Below are 13505 nucleotides of genomic sequence, written 5' to 3' on the forward strand. Positions count from 1 at the left end.
TTGCTCGCAAGGGTATCAGTCTTGACAGATTGTGATATACTCTGCGCGCACTTTATACCTTATTAACAGAGTAAGACAATGGCAGATTTATCAAAATACAGAAACATTGGTATTTTCGCGCACGTTGACGCGGGTAAAACCACTACCACTGAGCGTATCTTGAAGCTTACTGGTAAAATCCACCGTCTAGGCGAAGTACACGACGGCGCATCAACCATGGACTTCATGGATCAGGAAGCAGAGCGCGGTATCACTATCCAGTCTGCTGCGACTACTTGTTTCTGGAAAGACCACCGTTTTAACGTAATCGACACCCCGGGACACGTTGACTTCACTGTTGAAGTTTACCGTTCTCTTAAAGTTCTTGATGGTGGTATCGGTGTATTCTGTGGTTCTGGCGGCGTTGAGCCTCAGTCAGAAACTAACTGGCGTTACGCGAACGAATCAGAAGTATCTCGTCTGATCTTCGTAAACAAACTAGACCGTATGGGTGCAGACTTCTTCCGCGTTGTTGAGCAAGTGAAGAAAGTACTAGGCGCTAACCCTCTAGTTATGACTCTACCTATCGGCCGTGAAGACGAGTTCGTAGGTGTAGTTGACGTATTGACTCGTCAAGCATTCGTATGGGATGACTCAGGTCTTCCAGAAAACTACGAAATCAAAGAAATCCCAGCAGACATGGTAGATCAAGTTGAAGAATACCGTGAGATGATGATCGAATCTGCTGTTGAGCAAGACGATGAGCTAATGATGGCTTACATGGAAGGCGAAGAGCCATCTATCGAGCAAATCAAAGCTTGTATCCGTAAAGGTACTCGTGATCTAGCGTTCTTCCCAACGTACTGTGGTTCTGCATTCAAAAACAAAGGTATGCAACTTGTACTAGACGCAGTTGTCGATTACCTACCGTCTCCAACAGAAGTTGAGCCTCAACCACTGACTAACCCAGAAACGGGTGAACCAACTGGTGAAGTTGCAACAGTATCTGTTGACGCGCCTCTAAAAGCGCTAGCGTTCAAGATCATGGACGACCGTTTCGGTGCTCTAACCTTCATCCGTATCTACTCAGGTCGTCTGAAGAAAGGTGACACAGTTCTTAACAGTGCAACTGGTAAGACTGAGCGTATCGGCCGTATGGTGGAAATGCACGCAAACGACCGTAACGAACTTGAAGCAGCTCAAGCGGGTGACATCATCGCTGTTGTTGGTATGAAGAACGTTCAAACTGGTCACACTCTATGTGATCCTAAGCATGAATGTACTCTTGAGCCAATGATCTTCCCAGAACCAGTAATCTCTATCGCTGTTAAGCCTAAAGATAAAAACGGTTCTGAGAAAATGGGTATCGCGATCGGTAAAATGGTTGCAGAAGATCCATCATTCCAAGTTGAAACTGACGAAGATTCTGGCGAAACCATCCTTAAAGGTATGGGCGAACTTCACCTAGACATCAAAGTTGACATCCTGAAGCGTACTTACGGCGTTGAGCTAGAAGTAGGTGCTCCACAGGTAGCTTACCGTGAAACTATCACGAAAGCAGTTGAAGACAGCTACACGCACAAGAAGCAGTCTGGTGGTTCTGGTCAGTTCGGTAAGATCGACTACCGCATCAAACCAGGTGAGCCAAACTCTGGCTTCACGTTCAAGTCAACCGTTGTTGGTGGTAACGTACCTAAAGAATTCTGGCCTGCAGTAGAGAAAGGCTTCGAAGGCATGATGCAGAACGGTGTTCTAGCTGGCTTCCCAACGCTAGACGTTGAAGTTGAGCTATTCGACGGTGGCTTCCACGCAGTTGACTCATCTGCAATCGCATTTGAAATCGCAGCGAAAGGCGCATTCCGTCAATCAATGCCTAAAGCAGGTCCTCAGCTTCTTGAGCCAATCATGAAAGTTGACGTGTTCACTCCAGAAGACCACGTTGGTGACGTAATCGGTGACTTGAACCGTCGTCGCGGCATGATCAAGAACCAAGAAATGGGTGCAACTGGCGTCCGCGTTAAAGCAGACGTACCACTTTCAGAAATGTTCGGCTACATCGGTACTCTACGTACAATGACTTCTGGTCGTGGTCAGTTCTCTATGGAGTTCTCTCACTACTCAGCTTGTCCAAGCAACGTAGCAGAGCAAGTAATTGCTGAAGTTAAAGAGCGTAACGCTAAGAAGTAATTCTTAAGTTAACTCAATAACAATAAAACCCGCAGCATGCTGCGGGTTTTTTATTGTCTGAGAATCGTAAAAAGGTTTTATGACGAGCCTTTAAAGCTGATGCTATCAAGTGGTGAGTCGGAATGGCCGACTCACATCAAAATTACTCTTCCCACACCACGAGCTTATCTTTTGGCCAATTTTGCCCCACTTCGTGGTATTTCTGTTCCAAGGCGTGTCGTTTGATTTTTAACGTTGGCGTTAGGATGCCATTGTCGATACTCCAAGGGTCTTTAATCATCAACACCCCTTTGATCTGCTCGTGCGATTCGAGTTCTGCGTTCATTTTGGCTATCACACGTTTTGTCGTTCGTTCATAGCGATCGCGATCGAAGTTCGGGAAGTTGTGCGGAACCACCAATAAGATTGGCGCTGGCAAGCCGAGGCCAATCAAACACATCATTTCTACTCGGCTGTATTCAAAGAGTTTGTTCTCAATAGGGACAGGTGAAACAAACTTGCCTTTGGCCGTTTTAAAGGTGTCTTTCTTACGACCTTGAATGGTGAGATACCCTTCGGCATCCAGTCGACCAATATCGCCAGTGTGTAGCCAGCCTTCTTTATCAAAAGCTTCTTGAGTGGCAATGTCGTTTTTGTAGTATCCAGAAAATAGCCCCTTGCCACGAACCATGATCTCATCATCAGCGGCGATTTTGAGCTCAATACCGGGCCCTGCGTTGCCAACCGAGCCTATTTTGTCGGCTCTAAAGGGGTAGTTTAAGGTGCTATAAGCGAACGATTCTGTCATCCCCCAAGCTTCGGTAATGTTCAAACCAACACTGTGATACCACGCGAGTAAGGCTGGAGAGACTGGAGCAGAGCCACAACCCAGCACTCGGGCTTGATCCAGGCCAAGGCCATCGGCCAACTTCTTCTTAATCAAACCGCTGACAAATGGGATTTTGAGTAGGAAGTTGAGGCGTTTTTGGGGCAGTTTGTCTTGAATACGTTGCTGGAATAAGGTCCATAAGCGTGGTACAGAAATAAACAGTGTTGGACGCTGCATTTTTACGTCTTCGATAAAGGTATCCAAAGATTCAGGGAAGGCGGTAGGTACCCCTCCCATAATGGAAGAACCGAAGATATAGACGCGTTCTGTGATATGTGCCAGTGGCAAATAGGAGAACAATCGATCGTTGGGCTGAATGCCAATATGGTTAATTAACTGCTGAACAGACCATGAAAACGCGCCGTACGTGAGCATTGCCCCTTTTGGTAGACCGGACGTTCCCGAGGTGTAAACCAGTGACATCAATTTATCGTCGTAGTGCTGAGGCCTGTCGCTGCTCGGCTCCGATTGCAAAATGAGCGTGGTAAATTGGTATTGGCAATGTGGGGCGCTATCGTATGGAAGAGCAATGCTTTTCACGTCCACTAGATCATCGATCACTTTCTGAGTCGCGGCGGCATCATCAAGTTTACCTGCAATGAGGATTTTACTTTCACTGTGCGTGATGCAGTATTCAATCGTATCCGCTCCGGCGGTTGGGAAAATCGGTACGCTCACATAGTCACCTAGCATCATGGCTAAGTCACAAATAAACCACTCCGCGCAGTTTTTAGAGATCAGTGCGATTCTATCGCCAGGTTCCGCTCCCAGTTCTTTGAGTGCGGTGACTAAGCGAAGGGCTTTGTCGGCCACTTCTGAATAGGTGAATTCAACAAACTGTCGGTTGATGATTTGTTTTAGATATACCTCATGTGGGCGTTCCTTTGCCCATTTCAGGATCATATCGCTTGGGGTAGGGAGAGCAAGTTGCGGTTTGCTTAACTCGTTAGGTTGAATCATTCTCTAACTCCATGTTATTGGCAAAACAAGTATTATTGTTATGTTAATTTATTGTTAACCATAGCATGCTTTATGCTCATCAGAAATAAAAAAAAACGGATGTGAGACAAGAATTTGAGCTAGTTAGAAAGTCGATATCTCCCTGGACTTACCCCGGTTTTCTTTTTGAATATGCGCGAAAAATACGACACGTCTCGATAACCACATTGATACGCGATAAAGGCGATTTTCGCATGGCGATCTTCGAGCAACAGTTGTTTGGCAAGATTGATGCGTTTGTTGGACAAGTAATCTCGGAAGCTGAGTCCAATCTCTTTGTGAAACACTTTAGAAAAATAGGTAACAGAGTAGTGGCAAAACGAGGCGGCATCTTCTTCGCGAATGACATTGCTGATGTTGTTGTCGATATGATTTAGCAGAGATTGTAACGCTTGGCTAATCATAGGGGCGGCTGCTTGTGTAGAAGTGTTGCCACCGAGCTCAACATACCATCGTAGATTCATTCTTGAGATAAGCTGTTTCAACCATTCTTGGGTGTTTTGTAAAGAAAGATTGAGATGGTCGAAAACGGCAGAGTGATAGTAAGAGCCCAACTCAATAGGCCGAGAGTGGATTAAAATTAACTTCTTATTCAGATTGATACTGAGTTTTAGCGCCGTCAGCAGTAGCGGGTACTGCTCTTCTGAATGGATGAAAAAAAAGGCAAACTGGGTACTCGGTTCACTGAGAATAGAGACGTCGGTGTCATGTTCAATCAGAGTAAACGTATTGAGAATAAGATCTTTTTCGGTTTTCTCAAGCAGGCGGACTGAGCTTCCCAGCCAATGAGCGGTACGTCTCACTTCCATGCTGATTCCCCCTCAAACTGAAATATGAGTATCAAGCAGCTATTGTTTGCCTTTCAAAGAGCGAAGAGTGTGTTGTCTCAAATCATCTCTTTGTGCCTCAGTGTGGTCACCTTGGTGGTGCTTCTGCATATTCTGCTCTCATACAAAAAGGTTAGTGCTGCCACAAAAAAGTGCCAACAAAAAAAGTGATCGATTTTATTTTTTTAAATTGAGAAAGATAGCTGGATAGAAATGCCAGGTAATTACAATTGTTTTCATACGCTTTTATTAACTTTTTCTAAGTAGTGGCAACTCAGGTATTTCTTTTTGCGAATCAATAAACAATGAGTTTCTTGATGAAAGTCGTAAAAAAGTACTAGTAAAAGACAAAAAAGTCCTAACGTCTTTATTTAGCAACCTCTAACTTTAAAGGGCAAGTTCGTTGCTTATGGAAGGAGAGACACAATGAGCAATCTATTACACAAAGCGAAAGCGTTTATGCAAGATGAAGAAGGTTTGTCGGTTGTTGAATACGTTGTGGGTGCAGCGTTACTGGTTGTTGCTCTAGGGCTAGTGTTTAACAATTTAGGTGATAACCTTCAGAGCAAACTGGATGGAGCTGTAGGTAGCGGTTCATAGAGAGGCTTAAGATGTTGCTTAGACATATGAAAGCTAGCGTCGATTTTCTTCTCGATGAGGAAGGATTAAGTGTTGTGGAATACGTCGTCGGGGCGGCGCTACTGGTGTTAGCCATAGGGACTCTCTTTTCCGGATACGACACTAAGCTAAATAACAAGATCGATGGTGCTCTTAGCTAGTCGCTGACGTTCCACTCTATGGAAGGAGAGGCAGGTGGTTATAAACAGTTTGATATGGTTTTGTTTGCTGGTGGTTGCCGTTTACGATGCCAGAGATAACCGAATACCAAATGCATGGCTTTTGCCCCTGACTCTTCTTGCTTGCTTACATTGGGGGCTCAAGGGGGATTCCAGTCAGCTGTTTTTAGCGATAGGTGCAGGTGCAATCTATTTTGGCAGTGGCTTGGTCCTTTTTTTCCTTAAGGCGATGTCGCCGGGTGATGTAAAGCTTCTTGGCGCAGTGGGTATGGTGATCGGCTGGGATGCCATGGGCGAAGTTGCCTACTGGATTACACTTTCAGCCGGGCTCGTTGCGCTGTTTTTCATGATGCTTCACTACGCCCGATATCCTGATTCTTTGCAGAAATTGGTTGGTCGATATTCGTTTCAAGCAATGTCAGGTCAGGTTCCTTTACTTTCTGTTTATCCATCAGAAGTTGCTGTCCAAGGAAAACTCACCATGCCGTTTGCACCCGCCGTTGTAATTGGGTTAGCGCTGTTTCATTACTTTTAGTATGAACATAATAAGTAGGGGGCTTTCATGGCAGAACCCACAGCGAAACACAGAGATAAACTGACGCCTCAAGCCGCTCCACCGAAGGTGCCGACCTCATTAAATCAATTGAAAATTCCACCTGTCGTGGTTGAGAATTTGCTGATCAAGCAATTGGCGGCATACCCCAAATCGGACCTACTGACGTTGACGCGTTTGATGGGGCTCAACAGTCACATTGTCGATGAAGTGCTGGCTGTTTTACGAAAAAAATCCCTTGTTGAAGTGTTTCAATCGGATCCCGCAGCATTTGGAGAGGCTAACCAAGGCACGAGAATTCTATATGCTCTATCGGAATCGGGTATGGAAGAAGCGGACGATGCGTTTATTAAAGATGCGTACTTAGGCCCGTGTCCTGTTTCGGTGGTGGAATACTCTGAGATGGTTAAAGCGCAAGACGTCCGAGCAAAAATCGTCAATCGAGCCGATGTGGAATACGCGTTTAAAGATGTGCTTGGTGCGCATCGTATGGTCGCGGTATTAGGCCCTGCCATTAATTCAGGTCGAGCATTGCTCCTCTATGGTGATGCTGGTACAGGAAAAACTTTTGTGGCCACTCGGTTACTTAACTCTTTGAATACATCCGTGTTTATTCCTTACTCCGTCTATGCCGCAGGTAACATTATCAAGGTGTTTACCCCTCAGCATCATAAAAAAGTGGAAGAAGACAGTAGCCAGCAATCGTTGGTGTTTAAGGATCAGTTTGATAAGCGCTGGGCGCTGTGTGAGCGACCCAGTATTCAGGTGGGCGGGGAGCTCACCATGGAAATGCTGGAAGTGAACCACTCACAACACAATCGAGTCTGGATGGCACCACTGCAAATGATGGCCAATAATGGCATCTTCATTATCGATGACTTGGGCCGTCAACCCATGCCGGTGGCGACACTGCTCAACCGCTGGATTGTGCCGATGGAGTATTTCTACGATTACCTCTCTTTGCCGAATGGCCAACAAATCACCATTCCATTTATTTTGACGCTGGCGTTTTCGACCAACTTAGACCCTGAAAAAATCAGCGACCCTGCATTCTTACGTCGTCTGGGTTATAAGATTCAATTCCAACCCTTGATGAAAGATGAGTACCAAGAACTTTGGCAAATTATGGCACGTGGTAAAGCGCTGAGTTTGGAAGCTGGGTTGTTTGAGCGTCTTACTGAACTACATGAACAACATAATGTTGGTTATTACCCTTGTTTGCCGAAAGATATTGCAGGTATCAGCCGCGATATCGTGGCATTCGAAGAGTCAGAACCGGTAATCACAACACAAGTCCTTGAACGGGCATGGCAAGTCTACTTTACCGCAGATGGTAAAGGCGGAGGTGCACGATGAGTCGTAACCAAATCATATTACTTTTCTTACTCTCAATCTTATTTGGTTTGGCGGCCGTATTTTTTGCCAAGCAGTGGATGGATAAGCAGCTGACGCCTCAACAAGATGTTGAAGTGGTTGAGCGAGAACCTGTGGTGATTGCGGCCATAGAAATTCCGGCTGGCAGTGTGATTGAGCCACAACATCTCACGACGAAACTGTTGGAAAAATCGTGGCGTGAGCTCTCGCAATATACCGATCCTAAAGAGCTGGTGGGGCAAATCGTTGCGGGAGCAATTTACCCTGGTGAAATCATCATAGAGCAGCGTTTAACCGTGCCTGGTGAGGGCTCGACGCTTGCTGCGTTAATTCCAGAGAACAAACGAGCCATTACCATTCGCGTGAATGATGTGATTGGCGTGGCGGGTTTCTTGCTGCCGGGAAACCGTGTTGATGTACTCAATACCATCTCTTACAGCAAAGGTTCAGCGGTCACTAAAACCGTACTGAAAGATATTAAGGTGTTGGCGGTGGACCAAACGGCCAGAACCAAAGAGAACAAGCCGATCATCGTTCGAGCGGTGACATTGGAAGTCACACCGGATCAGGCGGAAAAACTGTTGAGTGCCAAGAGCAAAGGTGAAATCCAACTCACCTTGCGTAATCCACACGAGCCTGAGGAAAAAGTGGTTCGTCGTTATGTCGCCCCTAGTGTCACCATAATCAAAGGGACGGAGTCATCGAAGATTCAGGTAAAAGAATAAGGTGTGACGCATGAAAATTTTGATTTTAGTCTTTACGTTAGGCGTGCTGAGTGTCTTTACCGCTTACGGAGCGACACAAACGGGGAAAGTGGTCACGGTACCGCATCACAAATCGACGTTTGTTGCGTTGTCAGGTAAAGCAAAACGCGTCTCGCTTGGCGATCCTGAAGTGTTAGACATCGTGATGTTGAAATCCGATGAACTGTTCTTGATCGGTCGTAAGTTAGGCTCAACAAACCTAATGGCATGGGACAGCCGTGGGAACTTAATTGAATCGATCAACATTGAAGTCACACACGATCTCAATAGCCTCAAGCAAAAGCTTTATGAGTTTCTGCCAGAGGAACCGATTCAAGTCCACAGTGCGCAAAATCGCTTAATTTTAAGTGGTATGGTCAGCACTCAAGAAAAAATGAACATCGCTCTGCGTGTGGCAGAAACCTATGCGGCGGGGCAACAAGCGGATGAAGCCACGGCCTCGTTAAACAGTCAGGTAGAAAAAAGTGGCGTGATCAACTTAATGACGATCGGCGGTGCCCAGCAGGTGATGCTAGAAGTGACCGTAGCAGAAGTGCAGCGCAGCTTGGTCAGACGTTTTGACTCTAACTTCCACTTTTTCGAAAACAACGGCAGCTTCTCATGGGGGGCAACTTCCGCTGGCGGCATCATTGATGACATCGGTGGCGGTGTAGGCCCTATCTTCAACGTGCCGGGGATCGACAGCACCGGGCTATTGAGCACCTTCATTGATGGCGACACCCTGTTTACTTTTGCATTAGACATTGCCAAAGAAAATGGCGTGGCCAAAGTATTGGCAGAGCCGAATTTGACGGCGTTAAGTGGCGCGAAAGCGGAGTTTCTCGCTGGTGGGGAGTTCCCGATTCCAGTACCAGACAGCGATGGTGTCACCATTGAATACAAAGAGTATGGGGTGGGATTGAAGTTTGTTCCGACCATCTTGAGTGACAAACGTATCAATCTGAACTTGGCGGTGGACGTGAGTGAAATCGCGGCTTCCAATACGCTGACCTTAAGCCCGGGTGGCACCAATGCCAGCTATTTTATTCCCCCCATCACACGTCGCTCGGCGTCTTCAACCTTAGAGCTTGCGGATGGTCAAACCATCGGTATTGCGGGTCTCTTGAGTGAAAATGTACGCGATGTCAGTAGCAAAATGCCCGGCTTTGGCGATATTCCAGTCTTGGGACAACTCTTTAGTAGCCAAGATTATATTTCCGGTGAAACCGAACTGGTGATTTTGGTGACGCCAAGGCTCGCGAAGCCAATCGACCGTAGCAAAATTACGCTGCCGACCGATGCCTTTGTCGAACCGAGCGATCTGAAATATTACTTACTTGGTGTCGGCGCTTATATCGCAGAATCGCCCACCAACGCGAATGCGGCTGTGCAACCTGAGCCCGAGTTTTTACAAAATGGGCAGGGTGGCACTGAAGGCGAATTTGGCCACAGCCTGTAAGGAGAGAGAGATGAAAACCTATTTTGCACTACTTTTTATGGCTGTCTCTTTTTTAAGTGGCTGTGCAAATGATGCGCCTTTGGGCCAACATGTGGCTAAACTTAAAGCAGAGCAAACCTATAATCCAGACGCAACCCAGGAAAACCTGGACCTTATTCCTTACGGCAGTGGCGATAAAATGGACAGTGCTTATCAGCTTTACCTCGGTAAGAAAACTGAAAGCATGTCGAGTAGTAGTAGCCAAGTTATCAACGGTTTTAAATAACGGCCGTTAAGGATGCATTATGGACATGACCAGACACTGCAAGGGAAAACGTAAGCAACAAGGCTTAGTGCTGGTCTTGGTGACGGTGGCGATGTTGAGTTTTGTTATCATGGCGGCATTGGCGATTGACGTCACTCATCAAGTGGTGAATCGCACCAAATTGCAAAATGCCGTCGATGCGGCGGCCTTAGCAGCGGCCATGGTGGCAGACGCCACTCACGATACTCCCACCGCAACGGCGGCCGCCAAAACAACACTTAACTCCATGCATAGCGCCTCTGGCAACAGTGAGCTGGATATCGACTCGGCTATCTTCAGTATTGATTATTCCAACGATCCTCTTACTTTTCCTGACAGCAGCTTTGACGATACGGGCGATATTTATGTGCGCGTGTCGGTTGATGACCTCAGTTTGAGCGAATTTTTTATGCAAGCGTTGGGCATGAGTAAAGAAGTATCGGCCTCAGCAGTGGCTGGCCCAAGCTCCGACATCAATACCATCAGCAATGTCGTGCCAATAGGAGTGTGCAAAGGTGATGAAACTGGTGGTATCTACGGTTACAACGCCGGTGAGGTGTATGTCCTGAAAGTAGGCGATTCCAGCTTATCCAGCATGGGGGCGGGGAACTACCATCTACTTGATTTTGGCTCGGGTGCCGACACGGTGCGCGAAGCGTTAGGAGGTGGTTACGATGGTACTGTGCAAATTGGTGGCAGCATAAATACCCAGACAGGGGTCGCAGCGGGTCCTGTAGGGCAGGGGGCGAATACTCGCCTTGGCATCTATCAAGGCGGTGTATCCAGTAGTGACTACCCGCCAGATTACATCACTGACCTCCCAGACACACCAGCGACGCTCGATAGTGATGGCAATGTCGTTTACGACTACGCCGGTGATCTCACATATGCGGAATACAAAGCAAAGACCGAAGCTTGTATTGCCGATAGTAGCTCTGGTGATTGCGAGTCTGGGGGGCAGCCTTGGCGACGTGTGTTACCGATTCCTATGGTGGATTGCTCAGGTTCGAGTGGTGGTACCACGACCTATACCGTGGTGGAAGTTGGCTGCTTCTTCCTCTTACAAACTGTACCAACGAACAACTCAGGTATCGGACAAGTCGTGTTTGGTGAGTTTGTTGATTCTTGTGTGGTGGAAAACGGCTCAATTGGTAACACACCGGGAAACCAAGGCGCTTATAAGATCGTCATCTATGAAGATCCAAACAATGGAGATTCGTGAGATGAAAAGAGAGATGAACAACCAAAAAGTGCGTGGGTTTGCAGCGGTCGAAATGGTCGCCACTCTGCCAGTGATTTTGTTGATTCTAGTGGGCGTGGTGGAAGTCGGGCATATGTTTACCCAGTACAACACCCTCGCCAAAGGAGTACAAAATGGTGCTCGTTTTGCCGTCAATGATGTCTATGGAACAATTAGCTATGACCAAATTGCCAACGAAGCAGACATTAAAAACATGGTGTTACACGGCCAAGTCTCGGGCGGCAGCTACACCATTTTAGACAACTTAACCGCAGACGATATTACCGTTACCCACAATAGCGGTTATGTCACGGTGACGGCGTCTTACACTTACGTCCCATCGTTTAGCAAAATTCCGTACACCAACACGGAATTAGGCATCACTTTCACAGCGTCTTCTGTGATGAGGAGCGGCTTGTGATGCGAGTTAAGGAATGGAAGAGAAGAAATAGCCAAGGGCTGGCCGTGATTGAACTGACCATTGTCTCAACCGTGTTGATGTTGATACTGCTGTCAATCTTCTCTGTTGGTTACTACATGTTTTCGATGCAGATGATTAATGAGGCGACACGTAAAGCGGCACGCTTAGCGACGGTTTGCTATGTCACCTCGAGCGCGCACCAAAACATCAAAGACGTCGTCATTGATAGCAGTTTGCCCGGTAATTTCAGCGATCAGCATTTGGTGATTGAGTATCTCGATGCCAATGGCGATGTGGTCAGCGGGGACTTAACCGACAATGATGTTTTTATAACCATAAAATACGTTAGAGCTAGAGTGAGTAATTATCAATTTCAATTTGTTTCAGTTCTTAATTTTTTAGGAAACAACGGCTTAGTGACCATTCCGCAATTTGAAACCACGCTACCTGTCGAGAGTTTAGGGGTGGTGAGACCAACTAAAAACGATTCGGATGGTTCCACAACTGACTGCTAGGGGACGGTATATGGGAGAAGCTGTGAAGCTAAATAGGAACAATGATGAAAGTTTTGCTCGCTTAAAGACCAGTCTACATATCTGGGTGTTGTACAGTAGCGACCGATTTCAGCTTCATATGGGGGCACAACTCAAGTTGTGTAAAAACCTCAGTTTTGATCTGATTTCAATGCACAACTTCAATGTCTCTGGGCTGACGCACGTGACGCCACCCGATCTTATTTTTGTTGAAACTGGGCCAAATTGGGCACAAAAAGTACTGTCGTTGCAAGAATATGAGGCACCCAGCGATGATTTCGAAGCCTCGTTGATTGTGTTTGGTGACGAAAGTGACAACGGCGCATTGAAAATTGCTTTGCGTCTGGGTGCGGCAGACTTTGTTTCTGATAAAGCCTTAGTGGGGGACTTTTTCCACTTACTCAAAAATGTTTCCGATGAGAAGTTTTCCAGCCGAGAGCTTGGAGAACTGCACTTATTTATTAACACCAAAGGCGGTTGTGGTGCCTCGACACTGGCCTTGAATACCGCCTTAGAAATAGCCGGTTCTCATCCGGGAAAAGTACTTCTGCTGGATGTGGACATCCCATTTGGTGTCATCTCTGAATACCTCAACATTTCACCGCAGTACAGCTTAACGGACGTCATCGAGCACTCTAAGGATCTTGACCACGATTCGCTCACCGCCATGGTGACCAAGATGGAGAGTGGTTTGCATGTGTTGGGCTTTTTTCACGAAAACACCGCAGAAGATTTTGATAAAGCGAAGGAAATTGGCCGTTTACTGCCTGTTCTTCGCGAAATTTATCCTTACGTCATTATCGATCTGTCCCGCGGGGTGGATCGTATTTTCTCGGCCGTGGTCGCGCCCGCGACTAAGGTTTTCTTGATTACGCAGCAAAACCTTGCCGCGATTAAGAACACCTCGCGCATTCTGCGCATGTTGACCTTTGAGTATGGCGTTACCCGAGAGCAGATTGAGTTGATTGTTAATCGTTACGAGAAACGAGCATCAATCAAGTTAAAAGACATTGAGCACACCATCACAGGCATTCCGGTTTTCATGATCCCGAATGATTACCGTGTTGCGATTGAAAGTGCCAATTTAGGGCGACCTTTTGTTGAGAACAAAAAAAACAGTGCGATTACCCGTTCCATTGTCGAGTTTTCTCATCACATCGCGAAACCTGAGGAAGAGAAAAAAAGTTGGCTCAAGAAAATATTTTCTTAGAGAGTGCGAAAATTTAGAAACGAAAGGACAAG

The 13505-nt window shown here is 46.6% G+C and carries 14 protein-coding genes; 12 read left to right on the forward strand and 2 right to left on the reverse strand.

Annotated features, from left to right (window positions below; all coding sequences use genetic code 11):
• Positions 1–78 precede the first annotated feature (78 nt).
• On the forward strand, positions 79–2166 hold the full coding sequence (gene fusA, locus AOT11_RS10345) for an elongation factor G (protein WP_011079653.1): 2088 nt from the start codon (positions 79–81) through the stop codon (positions 2164–2166).
• Between the two features lie 142 nt (positions 2167–2308).
• On the opposite strand, the gene AOT11_RS10350 is transcribed toward fusA, so the two are convergent.
• Together AOT11_RS10350 and AOT11_RS10355 are read right to left on the reverse strand one after the other, a co-directional pair.
• Positions 2309–3994, reverse strand: coding sequence for an AMP-binding protein (locus AOT11_RS10350; RefSeq protein ID WP_017419813.1), 1686 nt, complete (start codon positions 3992–3994; stop codon positions 2309–2311).
• A gap of 119 nt (positions 3995–4113) precedes the next feature.
• Positions 4114–4842, reverse strand: coding sequence for a helix-turn-helix transcriptional regulator (locus tag AOT11_RS10355; RefSeq protein ID WP_017419814.1), 729 nt, complete (start codon positions 4840–4842; stop codon positions 4114–4116).
• Positions 4843–5286: 444 nt separating this feature from the next.
• Between AOT11_RS10355 and AOT11_RS10360 the strand changes: the two genes are divergently transcribed.
• From AOT11_RS10360 to AOT11_RS10410, 11 genes are read left to right on the forward strand one after another with little or no spacing between them, the layout of a single operon-like run.
• Positions 5287–5460: a Flp family type IVb pilin gene (locus AOT11_RS10360; protein ID WP_011151050.1), complete on the forward strand. Its 174-nt coding sequence runs from the start codon at positions 5287–5289 to the stop codon at positions 5458–5460.
• 11 nt (positions 5461–5471) lie between these two features.
• A complete protein-coding gene (locus tag AOT11_RS10365; protein WP_011151049.1) occupies positions 5472–5639 on the forward strand; it encodes a Flp family type IVb pilin in 168 nt (55 codons plus the stop codon).
• Positions 5640–5673: 34 nt separating this feature from the next.
• Positions 5674–6192: an A24 family peptidase gene (locus AOT11_RS10370; protein WP_017419816.1), complete on the forward strand. Its 519-nt coding sequence runs from the start codon at positions 5674–5676 to the stop codon at positions 6190–6192.
• Between the two features lie 27 nt (positions 6193–6219).
• Positions 6220–7566: an ATPase AAA gene (locus tag AOT11_RS10375; RefSeq protein WP_017419817.1), complete on the forward strand. Its 1347-nt coding sequence runs from the start codon at positions 6220–6222 to the stop codon at positions 7564–7566.
• Positions 7563–8309: a Flp pilus assembly protein CpaB gene (gene cpaB, locus AOT11_RS10380; RefSeq protein ID WP_013571201.1), complete on the forward strand. Its 747-nt coding sequence runs from the start codon at positions 7563–7565 to the stop codon at positions 8307–8309. Before AOT11_RS10375 ends, cpaB begins: the two co-directional genes overlap by 4 nt.
• A 10-nt stretch (positions 8310–8319) precedes the next feature.
• Positions 8320–9786 (forward strand): type II and III secretion system protein family protein, encoded by a 1467-nt coding sequence (locus AOT11_RS10385; protein ID WP_013571202.1) that lies wholly within the window; start codon positions 8320–8322, stop codon positions 9784–9786.
• A gap of 10 nt (positions 9787–9796) precedes the next feature.
• Entirely contained in the window at positions 9797–10051 is a 255-nt protein-coding gene (locus AOT11_RS10390) for a hypothetical protein (protein WP_011151044.1), read from the forward strand.
• 19 nt (positions 10052–10070) lie between these two features.
• Entirely contained in the window at positions 10071–11291 is a 1221-nt protein-coding gene (locus AOT11_RS10395; protein WP_017419818.1) for a pilus assembly protein TadG-related protein, read from the forward strand.
• Entirely contained in the window at positions 11278–11730 is a 453-nt protein-coding gene (locus AOT11_RS10400) for a TadE/TadG family type IV pilus assembly protein (protein ID WP_017419819.1), read from the forward strand. The genes AOT11_RS10395 and AOT11_RS10400 overlap by 14 nt, the downstream gene beginning before the upstream one ends.
• Positions 11730–12245 carry a TadE family protein gene (locus AOT11_RS10405; protein WP_172840609.1) on the forward strand — a complete coding sequence of 172 codons (516 nt, stop codon included), beginning with the start codon at positions 11730–11732 and terminating at the stop codon, positions 12243–12245. Before AOT11_RS10400 ends, AOT11_RS10405 begins: the two co-directional genes overlap by 1 nt.
• Entirely contained in the window at positions 12223–13473 is a 1251-nt protein-coding gene (locus AOT11_RS10410) for a CpaE/TadZ family protein (protein ID WP_011151040.1), read from the forward strand. Before AOT11_RS10405 ends, AOT11_RS10410 begins: the two co-directional genes overlap by 23 nt.
• The last annotated feature ends 32 nt before the right edge of the window (positions 13474–13505 follow it).

Origin of the sequence: Vibrio vulnificus NBRC 15645 = ATCC 27562 (assembly GCF_002224265.1) — a bacterium.
Taxonomy (GTDB): Bacteria; Pseudomonadota; Gammaproteobacteria; order Enterobacterales; family Vibrionaceae; genus Vibrio; species Vibrio vulnificus.

What these genes read in the sequence shown, in the direction of transcription:
- fusA (WP_011079653.1), top strand. Translation starts at nt 79, where the DNA reads ATGGCAGATTTATCAAAATACAGAAACATTGGTATTTTCGCGCACGTT.
- AOT11_RS10350 (WP_017419813.1), bottom strand. Translation starts at nt 3,994, where the DNA reads ATGATTCAACCTAACGAGTTAAGCAAACCGCAACTTGCTCTCCCTACC.
- AOT11_RS10355 (WP_017419814.1), bottom strand. Translation starts at nt 4,842, where the DNA reads ATGGAAGTGAGACGTACCGCTCATTGGCTGGGAAGCTCAGTCCGCCTG.
- AOT11_RS10360 (WP_011151050.1), top strand. Translation starts at nt 5,287, where the DNA reads ATGAGCAATCTATTACACAAAGCGAAAGCGTTTATGCAAGATGAAGAA.
- AOT11_RS10365 (WP_011151049.1), top strand. Translation starts at nt 5,472, where the DNA reads ATGTTGCTTAGACATATGAAAGCTAGCGTCGATTTTCTTCTCGATGAG.
- AOT11_RS10375 (WP_017419817.1), top strand. Translation starts at nt 6,220, where the DNA reads ATGGCAGAACCCACAGCGAAACACAGAGATAAACTGACGCCTCAAGCC.
- cpaB (WP_013571201.1), top strand. Translation starts at nt 7,563, where the DNA reads ATGAGTCGTAACCAAATCATATTACTTTTCTTACTCTCAATCTTATTT.
- AOT11_RS10385 (WP_013571202.1), top strand. Translation starts at nt 8,320, where the DNA reads ATGAAAATTTTGATTTTAGTCTTTACGTTAGGCGTGCTGAGTGTCTTT.
- AOT11_RS10390 (WP_011151044.1), top strand. Translation starts at nt 9,797, where the DNA reads ATGAAAACCTATTTTGCACTACTTTTTATGGCTGTCTCTTTTTTAAGT.
- AOT11_RS10395 (WP_017419818.1), top strand. Translation starts at nt 10,071, where the DNA reads ATGGACATGACCAGACACTGCAAGGGAAAACGTAAGCAACAAGGCTTA.
- AOT11_RS10400 (WP_017419819.1), top strand. Translation starts at nt 11,278, where the DNA reads ATGGAGATTCGTGAGATGAAAAGAGAGATGAACAACCAAAAAGTGCGT.
- AOT11_RS10405 (WP_172840609.1), top strand. Translation starts at nt 11,730, where the DNA reads ATGCGAGTTAAGGAATGGAAGAGAAGAAATAGCCAAGGGCTGGCCGTG.
- AOT11_RS10410 (WP_011151040.1), top strand. Translation starts at nt 12,223, where the DNA reads ATGGTTCCACAACTGACTGCTAGGGGACGGTATATGGGAGAAGCTGTG.